The 14,269-nt window shown below is 71.3% G+C and carries 12 protein-coding genes; 2 read left to right on the plus strand and 10 right to left on the minus strand.

All coding sequences use genetic code 11. From position 1 onward, the window contains the following. The first annotated feature begins 8 nt into the window (after positions 1 to 8). A complete protein-coding gene (locus tag AC5P09_RS01315; RefSeq protein ID WP_493872007.1) occupies positions 9 to 1,280 on the plus strand; it encodes a hypothetical protein in 1,272 nt (423 codons plus the stop codon). Positions 1,281 to 1,284: 4 nt separating this feature from the next. On the opposite strand, the gene AC5P09_RS01320 is transcribed toward AC5P09_RS01315, so the two are convergent. The 4 genes from AC5P09_RS01320 to AC5P09_RS01335 all read right to left on the minus strand — a co-directional run bounded on the left by AC5P09_RS01320 (position 1,285) and on the right by AC5P09_RS01335 (position 7,069). After that, positions 1,285 to 2,598 carry an Nramp family divalent metal transporter gene (locus AC5P09_RS01320; protein WP_493872008.1) on the minus strand — a complete coding sequence of 438 codons (1,314 nt, stop codon included), beginning with the start codon at positions 2,596 to 2,598 and terminating at the stop codon, positions 1,285 to 1,287. 168 nt (positions 2,599 to 2,766) lie between these two features. After that, positions 2,767 to 3,249, minus strand: coding sequence for an ATP-binding protein (locus AC5P09_RS01325; protein ID WP_493872009.1), 483 nt, complete (start codon positions 3,247 to 3,249; stop codon positions 2,767 to 2,769). 107 nt (positions 3,250 to 3,356) lie between these two features. Then, positions 3,357 to 4,271 carry an anti-sigma factor RsbA family regulatory protein gene (locus AC5P09_RS01330; RefSeq protein ID WP_493872010.1) on the minus strand — a complete coding sequence of 305 codons (915 nt, stop codon included), beginning with the start codon at positions 4,269 to 4,271 and terminating at the stop codon, positions 3,357 to 3,359. A gap of 467 nt (positions 4,272 to 4,738) precedes the next feature. Beyond that, positions 4,739 to 7,069 (minus strand): ATP-binding protein, encoded by a 2,331-nt coding sequence (locus AC5P09_RS01335; protein WP_493872011.1) that lies wholly within the window; start codon positions 7,067 to 7,069, stop codon positions 4,739 to 4,741. A 311-nt stretch (positions 7,070 to 7,380) separates the two neighbouring features. Here AC5P09_RS01335 and AC5P09_RS01340 point away from each other — a divergent pair, with 311 nt between their 5' ends. Then, positions 7,381 to 8,730, plus strand: coding sequence for a M14 family metallopeptidase (locus AC5P09_RS01340; RefSeq protein ID WP_493872012.1), 1,350 nt, complete (start codon positions 7,381 to 7,383; stop codon positions 8,728 to 8,730). A 92-nt stretch (positions 8,731 to 8,822) separates the two neighbouring features. On the opposite strand, the gene AC5P09_RS01345 is transcribed toward AC5P09_RS01340, so the two are convergent. The 6 genes from AC5P09_RS01345 to AC5P09_RS01370 all read right to left on the minus strand — a co-directional run bounded on the left by AC5P09_RS01345 (position 8,823) and on the right by AC5P09_RS01370 (position 14,265). Next, on the minus strand, positions 8,823 to 9,455 hold the full coding sequence (locus tag AC5P09_RS01345; RefSeq protein ID WP_493872013.1) for a hypothetical protein: 633 nt from the start codon (positions 9,453 to 9,455) through the stop codon (positions 8,823 to 8,825). A 78-nt stretch (positions 9,456 to 9,533) separates the two neighbouring features. Further along, a complete protein-coding gene (locus tag AC5P09_RS01350) occupies positions 9,534 to 10,082 on the minus strand; it encodes a hypothetical protein (protein WP_493872014.1) in 549 nt (182 codons plus the stop codon). Between the two features lie 159 nt (positions 10,083 to 10,241). Continuing rightward, positions 10,242 to 11,720 carry a GntP family permease gene (locus tag AC5P09_RS01355; protein ID WP_493872015.1) on the minus strand — a complete coding sequence of 493 codons (1,479 nt, stop codon included), beginning with the start codon at positions 11,718 to 11,720 and terminating at the stop codon, positions 10,242 to 10,244. 147 nt (positions 11,721 to 11,867) lie between these two features. Further along, a complete protein-coding gene (locus tag AC5P09_RS01360) occupies positions 11,868 to 12,278 on the minus strand; it encodes a RidA family protein (RefSeq protein ID WP_307677024.1) in 411 nt (136 codons plus the stop codon). A gap of 8 nt (positions 12,279 to 12,286) precedes the next feature. Next, positions 12,287 to 13,048, minus strand: a complete 762-nt coding sequence (locus AC5P09_RS01365) for an IclR family transcriptional regulator (RefSeq protein WP_493872016.1) — start codon at positions 13,046 to 13,048, stop codon at positions 12,287 to 12,289. After that, positions 13,045 to 14,265 carry a sugar kinase gene (locus AC5P09_RS01370; protein WP_493872017.1) on the minus strand — a complete coding sequence of 407 codons (1,221 nt, stop codon included), beginning with the start codon at positions 14,263 to 14,265 and terminating at the stop codon, positions 13,045 to 13,047. The genes AC5P09_RS01365 and AC5P09_RS01370 overlap by 4 nt, the downstream gene beginning before the upstream one ends. Between the last annotated feature and the right edge of the window lie 4 nt (positions 14,266 to 14,269).

Consider the following 14,269-nt stretch of genomic DNA (forward strand, 5'->3'; position numbering starts at 1 on the left):
GGTTTGTCATGCCCGTAGAACAGCACAGCGACCCCTTCGAGGACCGGCTCGGCACCGCGCTGCGTCAGGCCGGACACACCTTCGACCCCGACGACGGCGCCGCGCTCGCCGCCGCCGGACATGCCCGCGGCCGCAGGCTCCGGCTGCGGCGGCGCCGGGCCGCGGTCGCGGGCGGGGCCGCGAGTCTCGCGCTCATCGGGGTCGGCGGGGCACTGCTCCTGCCCGGTGACGACTCCCAGGAGCCGCAGCAGCGCTCCGTGGCCTCCGGGACGACCGCCGCCCCGACACCGACCGCCACGCCTCTGTCCCTTTCCCGGGCCGACATGATCCGTACGTTCCAGGAGCTGCTCCCCGAGGGCCAGTTCGGCGAATCCGACGCGCGCGGCACGGGCGAGGAGCTGCCGCCGTACGCACGTGTCGTGTTCGACGACGGCAAGGGCGCCGCGAGCATTTCCATGAGCCTCGACCGGGTCGAGCCGGGGAGCGATCACGCCCGGCAGATCGCCGAGTGTCCGGACAAGGTGCTGACGCCGTACGACAGTTGCAGCTCCAGCAGGCTGGCGGACGGCTCGCTGCTCAAGATCTTCCAGGGGTACGAGTATCCCGACCGGCGCGTCGACACCAAGCTGTGGACCGCTGATCTCGTGACGCCGGACGGGCACTACGTCGGCGTGAGCGAGTGGAACGCGGCGGCCGAGAAGGACGCGCCGGTCAGCAGGCCCAACCCGCCGCTGTCGAAGGCGCAGTTGAAGGCCCTGGTGTCGGCCGGTGTGTGGCGGCAGGTCGTCGACGCGATGCCTGCGGACTCCACGAAGCCGGATCCCTCGGTGACGGAGACCGCTCCGGCGGGTGCCGACGGAGCCGCCATCAGGAAGACCCTCGCCGCTCTGCTTCCGAAGGGAGTGGAGGTGCTCGCCAAGGGCGGGCAGGACACCGAGTACGCCTATCTCGTCGTCGATGACGGCAAGGGCAAGAGCTTCGTCCAGGTCAACGTCCAACCCGACATGCGGGACGTCGCGGACCAGCTCTACGGCTCCGGCTCCGAGACGCTGCCCGACGGTACGCGGGTGACCATCCGGCAGGGCCCGGGCGACGACAAGGCCGGGTCAGGTGTCGTCATGTGGACCGCCGACACCATGCGGGCGGACGGTTTCCGCGTCGTGATCAGCGCCTTCAACGCCGGTGGCCAGAACAGCGACGCGACCCGCGAGACGCCCGCCCTCACCATCGCGCAGCTTCGGGAGATCGCCCTCAGCCCGAAGTGGGACGCGCTGCGTTAAGGGCTCAGAAGAACTCCGACCACGGCTGGTCCCAGACCTGCTTCACGCACAGGACCAGGAACAGCAGGCCCGCGGTCGCCAGCATCGCGTTGCTCAGGGCGCCGTTGCGCCACTCGCGCGGGGTGCGGGCCGAGTTCAGCAGCCACATCAGCGTGCCGGCCAGGAAGGGGAGGAAGGCGGCGCCGAGTACGCCGTACAGGATGATCAGGCGGAACGGCTGGCCCTGGAAGAGGAGGATGATCGGCGGGAAAGTCAGCCAGAGCAGGTACGCACGGAAGGGCCACGACTTCTCCCGCGCCCCGGACGCGACCTCCTCGCCCTTCACCTCGCCGCGCTTCTGATAGCGCGCCACGAAGTCCGCGAACATCAGGCTCACGCCGTGCCAGACACCGATCAGGGACGTGAAGGAGGTGGCGAAGAAGCCGATCAGGAAGAACTTGGCGGTCGCCGTGCCGTACTCGTCCTCCAGGATGTCGCTGAGCTGGATCAGGCCCTTGTCCCCGCTGGCGATGGCGACGTTGGCGGAGTGGAGGAGTTCCGCGCCCACGAAGAGCATCGAGACGACGAAGATGCCGGTGGTGGCGTAGGCGACGCGGTTGTCGAGGCGCATCACCTTCATCCACCCCGTGTTGGTCCAGCCCTTGGCGTTGACCCAGTAGCCGTACGCGGCCAGCGTGATGGTGCCGCCGACGCCGCCGATCAGGCCGAGGGTGTTGAGGATGGAGTCCTTCTCGTCGGGGAGGACGGGGAGGAGGCCGGCGAAGGCGTCGCCCAGGTTCGGGGTGACGCGGATCGCCAGGTAGACCGTCACCACGAACATGACGCCCACCAGGACCGTCATGACCTTCTCGAAGACCGCGTACTTGTTGAACCAGACGAAGACCAGGCCTACCAGGCCGCAGGCGATGCCCCACCACTTGAGGTCCATCACGTCCGGGAACAGCGCCTGGAGCGGCAGCGCGCTGGACGACATCGCCGCGGCGCCGTAGACGAAGCCCCAGATCACGACGTAGACGACGAAGAACCAGGTCGTCCAGCGGCCGAGGCTCGCCCAGCCTTCGAAGAGGGTGCGGCCGGTGGACAGGTGCCAGCGGCCCGCCGCCTCGGCGAGGGAGATCTTGACGAGGCAGCCGATGACGGCGGCCCACAGGAGGGTGTAGCCGAAGTTGCTGCCCGCGATGAGGGTGGCCACGAGGTCGCCGGCGCCTACGCCCGTGGCGGCGACGACGATTCCGGGGCCGATGTATTTCCAACTGGACTTGCGGGGGGCTGGGGTGGCTGCCGTCCCTGTCGCTGTGTTGTCCGTGGTGTCCGCCATGCCGATCAAGAAAGCGCAAAGCGGACGAGGACACAAGGGGGCGTGCGGTGAAGGAAAAGGGTGGTCCGGGACGGGCCCCGGAGGCTGGGCGTGCCGCCGGGGCCCGGTCTGTGGCTCCGGGGTGGGCAGCCCGGCACGGTTGTCCCGGGCGTCCGGAACTCGCGGATGCTACGGCTGTCGCCGACCGCAGCCGTCGGACCCGCACGTGCCGAGCTCGAACCAGACGGTCTTGCCCGGCCCGTCCTGGTGGCAGCCCCAGCGCAGGGCGAGCGCATCCACCAGGAACATCCCCCGGCCGCTCTCCGAGGCGCCCGCCGCGAGCACCTGGGGAGTGCGGCGGCCGGAGTCCGCGACCTCGCAGCGCAGGACGCCGTGGGCGGCGGTCAGGGTGAGCCTGAAGCGGCTCGCGGAGTGCAGCAGGGCGTTGGTGGCCAACTCGCTGACCAGGAGCTCCGCCGCGTCCAGCACCTCCTCGCGGTCCGCCAGTCCCCATCGTTCCAACTGCCTGCGGACCTCGGCGCGGGCCTCGCGGACGGCGGAGGGGCGGGGGTCGTACTCGACGCTCAGATGGCCTGCTCCCAGGGGAGGCTGGGGGTAGGCGCCGTATCTGGGGTCGGGGTCCGGGAGGGATCCCCCGGAGAGTTGCAGCATGCTTTCAGGGTGGCCTCCCCGGGCTGGTCGGACACGGGGAGGACTACCCGATTCCGTACCTGTACGGCTGATTCCGTGGGTACGGCTACGCGGTTGCGTGGGTACGGCTACGCGTACTGGAGGCGGACCGTCGACCCGGCGCCCTCGTCGCGGACGTCGACGTACGCGCACACCTGGCGGGCGAACCACAGTCCCTGTGCGGGGTCGAGTTCGTCGGTGGGCGGCGGGACGAAGCCGGCGAGGGGATCGTCGACGCGGCGGGCCATGCGCAGTTCGCAGACGCAGGACGGGGCCTCGCCCCACAGGAGCGTGCCGGTGACCGGGCCGACGGAGGCCGCCGCGGCGGTGACCGACTCGGCGAAGAGCTCCGCGTCCGCGACGGCGAGTCCACGTGCCCGGGCCCGTCGGCGTACCCCTTCGGCGTCCGGCCGTGCGAGCGGTTCCGCGTCGGCCGGGGGTGGTGGCAGGGGTACGGCGTCCAGCTCGGCGGCGATGCGGGCCGGGTCCTCGTACACGCCGGTGTCGGGGTGCGTGCGGCGGGCCGCGTCGATGATGGCGGGGCCGGCGGTGCGGGTGTCGTAGGCGCACAGGGCGGTGGTGGCGAACGGGGCGAAGAGGAGGTTGGCGAGGGCCTCGTAGCGGATCCACTCGGCGGACTCGCGCGGGGAGCGGCCGGCTCGGCCGTTCCATACGGGTTCCATGAGGAGGTGGATGCGGCCGGCGGGGGCGGCGTGTGCGGCGAGGTAACCGGCGCCTTGCGCTACCGCGTTGGCGGCGGATCCCGTGTACCAGTCGGTGTGCGGGACGAGAGCGACGTCCTTGGCGTCGGGGCCGAGGGCGTTGTGCAGGAGGTCCAGCTTGTCGGGGGCGGCGATGGCTACGGGTGGGGATTCGTTGGTTGCGGCGAGGCCTTCGGTGAGGAAGGGGAGGGCGGTGGCCAGGAAGTCGTCGTCGGCGCCGAAGACTGTCATGCGGTGGTCGAAGGTGTGGGGGGTGGGGGCGGGAGCGGGTTGGTGGGTCACGTGGGTCGTCCCTTTCGTGGGGTGGGTGTGACGGTGTGGGGGGTGAGGGTGGGTGGCGCGGCCCGGCGCTGCGGGTGCGCGCCGGTGCGGCCACCCGTGCGGTGGGTGTGACGGTGTGGGGGGGGTGAGGGTTGGTGTCGCGGCCCGGCGCTGCGGGTGCGCGCCGGTGCGGCCACCCGTGCGGTGGGTGTGACGGTGCGCGGGGCGGGGGCTGGGCGGGGGTGGGTCGCGCGGCCCGGCGCTTGCGGGGTGCCGCGCCTCTTTGGGTCGGGAGCCGCCCCAGCGGCACGACTGCCCGCAGCTACGGCGGCTGCGGCGGCTACGACCGTCCGCAGCCATGGCGACTACTGCGGGCTACCGCAGCCCACAGCTCCGGCCGCTACGACGGCCGCGACCGTCCGCAGCTACGGCCGCTACGACGGCTGCGACGGCCCGCAGCCCATGCCGGCTGCGGCGGCTGCGGATCGTCAGCGTTGGGCTGTTACCCAGGCGGCGATCTGGCTGCGGTTGTTGAAGCCGAGTTTGGTGAGGATGCGTTCCACATGGCCTTCGGCGGTGCGGCGGGCGATCACCAGGCGGTCGGCGATCTGTTGGTTGGCGAGGCCTTCGGCGACGAGTTCGGCGACCTGGGCCTCTCGGCGGGTCAGGCGGACTTCGGGGGTGGCGTTCGACGGGGTGCGGGCGGAGGGGTGTTCGGGGAGGTCGGGTTCCTGGAGGGCGTAGCCGACGATCTCGGTGAGGCCGAGGGCGGCGCCTTGGTCGTAGGCCTGCTGGAAGGAGGACCGGCCGACCGCGTCGAGGGCGCGGCGTTCGCTGTCGAGGCGGATGGTGCTCAGGGCGGGCGAGCCCCAGCGGTCGCGGTCGACGGCGGTCCAGACGCGGTCGGCGCCGCCGAGCAGGACGGCCGCGCGTTCGTGGGCGCCGCCCTGGGTGGCGATGAGGGCGGCCAGATCGAGAGTGAGGGCGATGCCGATGAGGTCGTGGACGGCGAGTTTGAGGCGGAGGGCCTCGCGGGCGTGCCGTTCGGCGCGCGGCCAGTCCCGCTTCACGGTGTGGGCGAGGGCGAGCATCCGCAGGACGTAGGAGCGCACCCATTCCTCGCCGTGTTCATCGCAGAGACGCAGGGCCTGGCGGCAGACGTCGACGGCCCGGTCCGCCTGCCCCAGGAAGCCGAGGGCGCAGGCGAGTTCGACCTGGCCGAGGCCGACGAGGCTGAGGTGCTGGCCGGGACCGCGGCCGCGGGCGACGCCCGCCTCGAAGTGGGCCAGCGCGGCGGGGAGGTCGTCGGCGAAGAGCCGGATGACGCCGATGACGTAGTCGGCGTGGGCGGCCTCGGCCGTGTCACCCAGGCGTCTGGCCAGGGCGCGGGCCTCCTCGGCTCTGCGGCGGCCCCGGGTGAGGTCCTCGGGGCACCCGGCGAGCAGCCCGGCCACCCACAGGCCCCGGGCGCGCTCGCGGGTGGGCTCGGGGTTGGCGTCGAGGGCGCGGTCGAGCCAGTAACGGCCCTCGCGGGGGGCGCCGCAGGCATGCCAGTAGAACCAGAGGGTGCCGGCGAGACGGAGTCCGGCCAGGGCCTCCCCCCGCGCTGTGAGGCTGAAGTCCAGCGCCGCCCTCAGGTTGTCCTGGTCGGCCCGCAGCCGGGCCACGATCTCCCGTTGGCCGGGGCCGAACCAGGCGCGTTCGCAGGCGGTGGCGAGGGCCTGCATGCGGTCGGTGTGGCGGCGGCGGGTGGCGGGTTCCTCGCCCGGCAGCTGCCGTAGTCGGTCCAGGCCGTAGTGGCGCAGGGTGTCCAGGAGCCGGTAGCGCACACCGTCCGGGCCGGGCTCGCGGCACAGGACGGACTTGTCGACCAGGCCGGCGACGGCCTCCAGGACGTCGTAGGACCGGATCCGCTCGCCGTCGGCGCAGACCACCTCGGCCGTCTCCAGGTCGAAGCCGCCGGCGCAGACCGACAGCCGGGCCCAGACCAGCTGTTCGCGCGCGGTGCACAGGTCGTGGCTCCAGTCGACGGCCGCACGCAGTGTCTGGTGGCGGGGCAGGACGGCGGGGCTGCCGGCGGACAGGAGGCGGTAGCGGTCGTCGAGGCGTTCCAGGAGCTGTTCGACGCCGAGGACGCGCATGCGGACGGCGGCGAGTTCGATGGCGAGCGGGAGGCCGTCGAGGCGGTGGCACAGGCGGGCCACGGCGGCCCGGTTGCCGGCGGTGAGCCGGAAGCCGGGGGCGACGGCGGCGGCGCGGTCGGCGAAGAGGGCGAGGGCCGGGTAGCCGTGGGCGGCGGAGAGGTCGCCGTCCGGGTCGGGGTCCGGCAACGGCCGTACGTCCAGGAGGTGTTCCTCGGTGAGGCCGAGGCGGTGCCGGCTGGTGGCGAGGACGCGGACGCCGGTGGTGCCGCGCAGCAGGGCGGCGGCGAGTTCGGCGCAGGCGGGCAGCAGGTGTTCGCAGTTGTCGACGACGAGGAGGAGGCGCCGGTCCCGTACGTGTGCGACGAGGGCGTCCAGCGGCGGCCGGTCGGAGTGGTCGTGCAGGCCGAGGGCGTCGGCGGCGGCGAGCGGGACGAGCGCCGGGTCGTACAGGTCGGCCAGGTGCACGAAGCGCACGCCGTCGGGGAAGGCGCGCTCGACGCGGGCCGCGATGCGCGCGGCGAGGCGTGTCTTGCCGACGCCGCCGGGTCCGGTCAGCGTGACCAGCCGCGCCCGGGCCAACAGCTCGCGGCCGTCGGCCTGTTCGCGGCGCCGGTCGACGAAGCTGGTGGTCTCGACCGGCAGCTGACCGTCCCGTCCTGGCGCTGATCCGCCCATGATCAGCCTCCCGTTGCCGAATCCTCACTTTCTCCGGAGTCCGGCATATATGCACGCGGGGGTCACACCCGCGAGTGCACTTCACCGAGGACCGCACCCCGGGGCGCCAACGCGCGTACACTGCACGGCTTTTCCTACCGAACTTTTCCTACCGAACACTTCACGCCATCGTGTCTTTATTCACCCTTGACCTGCTCATGCCATACGCAGACGATGAGCGGCACACCCGCACCAGTTCGTCGCTGAACCACCCCCCGCTCCACTCCCCCCTTCCGGAGATCCCGGAAGTCCTGGAGAAACTAGGAGACTTCATGCGACTTCGCATACGCGGCTCGGGCGCCCGCCCCGGCAGACGGCGCGCCGCCGTCGCCGCCGTCGCCTCGCTGATGGCCCTCGCCCTCGCGGCCCCGCTCTCCGCGAACGCCGACAGCGCCCCGAAGGCGGCCCCGTCGGCCGACGACATCCGCCAGTACGAGGTGCACATGCACTCGGACTCCAAGTCCCGTACGGCGCTTCAGCAGTCCGGCGTGACCGTGGACGACGCCGACGACGAATCGGTCTACATCTCCGGCCGCGCGGACCAGGTGAAGAAGCTGAAGCAACTCGGCTACGACGTCACGCCGATGGGCGCGGTGCCGGACCGGTCGAACGGCGAGGACGACGTACGGCTCCTCGACTTCCCCTCGGCCGACTCGCGCTACCACAACTACACCGAGATGAACGCGGAGATCACCACGCGGCTCTCGGCGTACCCGAACATCATGAGCAGGCGCGTGATCGGGAAGTCGTACCAGGGCCGGGACATCGTCGCCATCAAGATCAGCGACAACGTGACGACGGACGAGTCCGAGCCCGAGGTGCTGTTCACCCACCACCAGCACGCCCGCGAGCACCTGACGGTGGAGATGGCGCTCTACCTGATCCGCGAGCTCGGCGCGGGCTACGGCTCCGACTCCCGGGTCACCAGCATGGTCAACAACCGCGAGATCTGGATCGTGCCCGACCTCAACCCGGACGGCGGCGAGTACGACATCGCCAGCGGGTCGTACCGGTCGTGGCGCAAGAACCGGCAGCCCAACAGCGGTTCCTCGTACGTCGGTACGGACATGAACCGGAACTGGAACTACCGGTGGGGCTGCTGCGGCGGGTCCTCGGGGTCACCGTCCTCCGACACCTACCGGGGCACCGCCGCCGAGTCGGCGCCGGAGGTCAAGGTCGTCGCCGACTTCGTGCGCAGCCGGGTGGTCGGGGGCACGCAGCAGATCACGGCGGCCATCGACTTCCACACCTACAGCGAGCTGGTGCTGTGGCCGTTCGGGTACACCACCGCCGACACGACGACCGGGATGACCGCGGACGACCGGAACGCCTTCGCGACCGTCGGCGGGAAGATGGCCGCGAGCAACGGCTATACGCCGGAGCAGTCGAGCGACCTGTACATCACCGACGGGTCGATCGACGACTGGCTGTGGGGCAACCAGAAGATCTTCGGGTACACGTTCGAGATGTATCCGTCGTCCAGTGGGGGCGGGGGGTTCTACCCGCCCGACGAGGTGATCGAGCGGGAGACCTCTCGGAACCGGGATGCGGTGTTGCAGTTGCTGGAGAACGCCGACTGCATGTACCGGTCCATCGGGAAGGAAGCGCAGTACTGCAGTTGAGTGCGTCGCTCTGACGTGCCGGCCGCAGGGTCCGCGCCGGGCGTGCTCACGCCCGGCGCGGGCCGCGCCGGGCCGTGCCTGAGTACCCGTACTCAGTCGGCGTCCTTGTCCGCCTTCTTCGCCTCGTCCGCCTGCTCCGCTTCCGTTTCGACGTCGGCTTCCGCGTCCGCTTCGACGTCGGCTTCCGCGTCCGGTTCGGGGGTGGCTTCCGCGTCGTCCTCGAAGTACGCGTCGAGGACCGCGTCCAACTGCGCTTCCCACTCGGCGAAACGTGCCCTGGCCGCCGCCTCGATCTCGATCGGGTACCAGCGGCGGTCGGGGGTGTGCACCGTGATGGTGAACCGCTTGCCGAAGCGGGGGGACTCCGTCTCGACCGCGCCGATCTCGTCCCAGCGGAACTCGCAACTCTGGTCGTCCAGGGACAGTCGTACGCCCTTGTGGTCGGCGACGAACTTCGCGCGGCGGTCGGACGCCTCGAAGACAGGGCCGCCGGGGGTCTCCTCCTCGTCGGCCCCGTCAATCTCGTCGGAGTCGTCCGACGCCTCCGGCGCCTCGGGGGCGGCCTCCTCTGCGACGGCTTCCTCCGAAGCGACCTCCTCGGCCTCTTCCGGTTTGGCGTCCGCCGGCTTCTCGCCGGACACGGGTGAGGTGAGCCCGGGGACGAAAGCCGGATCGAATCCGGCGCCTTCCAGGGGCTGGCTGCTCGAACCTATGCGCTGCTCCACAGCGGGCAGTATGGTCGACAATCCTGTGTCGTACACAGCCAGCCCCCACTTCGTTATCAGACGACTACAACCGGCGGCCTAGAAGGTGGCCCGCTGCTCGCAGGTCGCGACGATGCCGTCTCCGGGGTCGCCGGTCGCCCTGTCGAAGTCGCCGGGGGCTTCGCCGCAGTCGACCGTGTCGCGCGGGTTGCCGTCGCGGACGTTGACCGAGTCGTTGCCGCTGCCGGTCCGTACGGTGTCGTCGCCCGTCCCGGCGTCGACGCTGGTGTTGACCGGGGCGTCGACGAAGATGCTGTCCCCTTGGTCGCGCAGGGCGACGTTGAGGCGGGTGACGGGGAGGGGGCCGCAGTCGACAATGGTGTTGTCGTTGGGGTTCGGCCGCGTGCAGCCCGGGCCGGCCGCGACACCTGCGCTGTCCGTGATGATCAGGCGATTGTTTTCGACGCGGACCGTGACGGCGTTCGGCACACCCCAACGGGCGTTGAGCTGAACGCTGCCGTTGAAGCGGGCCGCCGTGGAGCCGGGCGGCTCCTGGGCGACGGCGGGGGTGGCGAACACGGGCAGGAGGAAGCCCGCGACCAGAGCCGGTGCGGCCGCTCGCTTCAGGGTGTTGCGCTCGATCTTCATACTGTTTCTTCTCTCCCTCGGTCACGCGTTCGGAGAAGGCGCCTTCGTTCGACGACCTCGGCGCCAGTGAAACAGTACGTGTTCACATGAGCACATTCTGTTACGCACGTTCGAGTGGTGGGCCCGGCCCGTGCGAGGCGTGGGCCCACCGCACGACCGCTACACGAACAGGCTCAGCACCGCCGCCACCACGAAGCCCACCACCGACAGCACCGTCTCCAGCACGGTCCACGTCTTCAACGTGTCCCGCTCGCTGATGCCGAAGTACTTCGCCACCATCCAGAAGCCGCCGTCATTGACGTGCGAGGCGAAGATCGAGCCCGCCGAGATGGCCATGATGACCAGGGCGACGAAGGCCTGGGAGTGGTCGCCCTCGGCGAGGAGGGGGGGCACGATGCCGGCCGTCGTCACGATCGCCACGGTCGCCGAGCCCTGCGCGACCCGCAGGACCACCGAGATCAGGTACGACAGCGCGATCACCGGGAGGCCGACGTCGTTGAAGGTGTCGGAGAGGGCCTGGGCGACGCCGCTGGCCTTGAGGACGGCGCCGAAGACGCCGCCCGCGCCGACGACCAACAGGATGTTGCCGACGGGCTTCAACGAGGCCGTCGACACCGTCTCCAGGGACTTGCGGGACCAGCCGCGGCGGATGCCGAGAAGGTAGTACGCCAGCAGCAGGGCGATCGTGAGGGCCACGAACGGGTGGCCGAAGAACTCGATCACCGAGCGACCGGTGGAGGGGTCCAGGGCGATCGACGAGAAGGTGGCGGCGAGGATCAGGATCAGCGGCGTACCGATGATGCCGAGGACCGTGCCGAGCGGTACGGGGGTCTCCCGGGGCTCCACGCCCGTCTCCCGCTGCTCGTTGACGACGGCGAGCCTGGCCTCCGCCGCCGCCTCCACCATGTCCTGCGGTACGGCGACGAAGATCCGCCGGCCGATCCACGCCGAGAACGCCCAGGCGGCCAGCACGGCCGGGATGCCGCAGACGATACCCATGAGGATGACCCAGCCGAGGTCCACGTGCAGGAGACCGGCAGCCGCGACCGGGCCGGGGTGCGGGGGCAGGAACGCGTGGGTCATCGACAGGCCCGCGAGCAACGGCAGGCAGTAGAGCAGGATCGACTTGCCCGAGCGCTTGGCGGCGGCGTACACGATCGGTGCCAGGACGAAGATGCCGACGTCGAAGAAGACCGGGATACCGAAGATCAGGCCGGTCAGGCCCATCGCGAGGGGGGCTCGCTTCTCGCCGAAGAGATTGAGCAGCCTCGACGCCAACACCTCCGCCCCGCCGCTGACTTCGAGGATCGCGCCGAGCATCGTGCCGAGGCCGATGATGATCGCGACATGGCCGAGGATGCCGCCCATGCCCGACTCGATGGTGGAGACGGCGTCCGACCGCTGGACCGTGCCGAAGAGTTCGGTGACGGACAGCCCGGCGAGCAGGCCGACGGCTATGGAGACGGCGAGGAGGGCGACGAAGGGCTGGAGGCGGGCCTTGATGATCAGGAACAGCAGGAGGGCGATGCCGAGGGCTGCGACGGTCAGGAGACCTGCGGTGCCGTCGATCCAGAGGAGCAGGCCTCCGGTGTGGGGTGGGGTCTCGGGGGTGGGGGTCGCCGCGAGCGGATAGGACATTGGGGGTCCTCTGCGTAAGCACATACTCAGGGGGTCTGGGGGTCTCCCCCCAGAGGGCACAGCCGGGCAGGGGGGATCGCGGCACGGCACCCCGGAGGGCGCCGTGCCGGGTACGGCGTGCGGGAGTTGAGGGGGCGTCAGCCGGGCTCAGCCCAGGACGGCGAGTGCGTCGATCTCGACGAGGAGCCCGGCGGGAAGGCCGACGTAGACCGTCGTGCGGGCGGCCGGGGGCGCGGTGAGGGCCTGCTCCTCGAAGTACGTGTTGTAGATGGCGTTCATCTCGGCGAAGTGGTCCACGTCCGTGAGGTAGACGCGGATCATCATCACGTCGTCCCAGCTCGCGCCGCCCTCCTCCAGGATCGCCTTGACGTTGGCGAGGGTCTGGAGGGTCTGCTCGCGCAGGGTCGGCCCGGCGGGCGTGGGCGGCTTGCCCTCCTCGGCGGGGAGGAAGCCGACCTGGCCGGCGACCTGAAGGATGTTGCCCTTCTTCACGCCGTGGGAGAACTTCGCGGGCGGGGTGGTGTGGGTCTTCGGAGTGAGCGCGGTCTTCTCGGTCATGTCGGTCATCAGGTGGCTTCCTTGACGGGGGTTCTGCCGGAGTACTCGCCGCTGATCGTGTCCGCGGTGCGGCGGACCAGCGGCAACAGGGTGAGGAGTTCGTCCGCGGTGACGACGACGTTCGGCGCGGAGACCGACATCGCGGCGACGACCCGGCCGTCGGCCCCGCGGATCGGCGCGGCGACGCAGTTGATGGACTCCTCGTGGCCACCGAGGTCGGTGGCCCAGCCCTGTTCGCGCACCTTGTCCAGCTCCCGCAGGAACGCGGGGGCGTTGGGGGTCGAACGGGCCGTGTACATGGGGTAGTCGAGCTTGTCGGCGCGGGCGCGGCGCTCGGGTTCGGGCAGGTCGGCGAGGAGGAGCTTCGCGACCGCGGCGACGGTGATGGCGACGGGCTTGCCGATCCGGGAGTACATCCGCACCGGGTACCGGCTCTCCACCTTGTCGATGTAGAGAACCTCGTCCTCCTCGTGGACGGCAAGGTGGACGGTGTGTCCGCACTGTTGGTTGAGGCGGACGAGGTGGGGGTGGGCGATCTCGCGGATGTCGAGGTTCTCCATCGCCTCCTGGGCGAGGGCGATGAGGCGGGCGCCGAGGCGGTAGCGCTGGTCGGACTGGCGGTAGACCATGCCGTGCTCATGCAGGGTGCGGAGGAGGCGCAGCGCGGTGGACTTGTGCACCCCGAGGCGGTCGGCGACCTGCCCCAGGTCGGCGGGGCCCTCGGCGAGCAGCGGCAGGATGTTCAGCGCGCGGTCGACGGTCTGGCTCATGGCGTACGTACCTCCTCCTCGGCCCGCTGTGCGGCCTGTGTCCAGCCGGGGCCGAGTCGAAGTCTCCCCCACGCGTCGTCGTCGAGGGCGGCGAGGCGGTCGGCGTGGGGGCGGGTGGGGGGCGTCGCCAGGTCGCCGGGGGCCGTGAGGGCGGCGGCGGCCCAGAGGTGGCCGTGGCGGATTCTGTCCCGCACGGGGAGTCCGCGGAGGGTGGCGGAGAGGAAACCGGCGGCGAAGGCGTCACCGGCGCCGACGGGTGCGACCACGTCGACGTTCAGGGCCGGGACGAAGGTAGTGGGCTGTTCGGCACCCGGGGTTGCTGCCGGGGGGTGGGTCGCGCGGCCCGGCGCTTGCGGGGTGCCGTCCGCGCCCACCCTCCCCCACTCTCGGCTTCGCTCGAGCGGGGGGACCCCCATCGCCCCAGCGGCACGACTGCCCGCGGATGGGCGGCGTGGCTGGGCGCCGTCCGCGCCCGCGGCCTCGAAGACCGTTGCCCCCTGCGCCCCCTCCTTCACTACCAGCACCTCCGGCTCCGGCAGCGCCTCCCGTATCGCCTCCGGTCCGCCCGCGACCCCCCACGCCTCCTCCGCCTCGTCCTCCCCGACGAACACGATGTCGGCGCCGCGTGCCAACTCCAGCAGCACCCTCGGTCCGTCGGTGTCCTGCCACAGGCCGGCGCGGTGGTTGACGTCGAAGGAGACCAGGGGGCGGTCCGGGCGCCGGGCGGTGAGCTCGCGCAGGAGGTCCAGGCAGCCTTCGGACAGGGCCGCCGTGATCCCCGACAGATGCAGCACCCGGCCCGCCCGCACCGCCCCCGGGTCCACGTTGCCCACCGACATCGCCGAGGCCGCCGATCCCGCCCGGTAGTACGCCACCTCGTGGGCGTCGGTGGAGCGGTCGCCCGCCGTGCGGAAGTAGATGCCCGTCGGACGGGTCGGGTCCCGGTGCACGGTGGAGACGTCGACGCCGTAGCCTCCGATCATCTCGACCAGGTGGTCGCCGAAGCCGTCCGTGCCGACCCGGCTGACCCACCGCACGGAGTGCCCCGCGGCGGCCAGCACGCAGGCCACGTTCGACTCCGCGCCCCCGATCCCCCGCTCGAAGGACGGAACATCGGCGAGGCGGCCCGGCCGGGAGGGCAGGAACGTGACCATGGACTCGCCGAGCGCGACGACGTCCACGACGTCGGGGGCATTGCAGGGTCCGCTGATGGTCACGATC

This window comes from Streptomyces sp. a15, assembly GCF_059026085.1.

What these genes read in the sequence shown, in the direction of transcription:
- AC5P09_RS01340 (WP_493872012.1), top strand. Translation starts at nt 7,381, where the DNA reads ATGCGACTTCGCATACGCGGCTCGGGCGCCCGCCCCGGCAGACGGCGC.
- AC5P09_RS01315 (WP_493872007.1), top strand. Translation starts at nt 9, where the DNA reads ATGCCCGTAGAACAGCACAGCGACCCCTTCGAGGACCGGCTCGGCACC.
- AC5P09_RS01365 (WP_493872016.1), bottom strand. Translation starts at nt 13,048, where the DNA reads ATGAGCCAGACCGTCGACCGCGCGCTGAACATCCTGCCGCTGCTCGCC.
- AC5P09_RS01325 (WP_493872009.1), bottom strand. Translation starts at nt 3,249, where the DNA reads ATGCTGCAACTCTCCGGGGGATCCCTCCCGGACCCCGACCCCAGATAC.
- AC5P09_RS01335 (WP_493872011.1), bottom strand. Translation starts at nt 7,069, where the DNA reads ATGGGCGGATCAGCGCCAGGACGGGACGGTCAGCTGCCGGTCGAGACC.
- AC5P09_RS01350 (WP_493872014.1), bottom strand. Translation starts at nt 10,082, where the DNA reads ATGAAGATCGAGCGCAACACCCTGAAGCGAGCGGCCGCACCGGCTCTG.
- AC5P09_RS01320 (WP_493872008.1), bottom strand. Translation starts at nt 2,598, where the DNA reads ATGGCGGACACCACGGACAACACAGCGACAGGGACGGCAGCCACCCCA.
- AC5P09_RS01360 (WP_307677024.1), bottom strand. Translation starts at nt 12,278, where the DNA reads ATGACCGAGAAGACCGCGCTCACTCCGAAGACCCACACCACCCCGCCC.
- AC5P09_RS01355 (WP_493872015.1), bottom strand. Translation starts at nt 11,720, where the DNA reads ATGTCCTATCCGCTCGCGGCGACCCCCACCCCCGAGACCCCACCCCAC.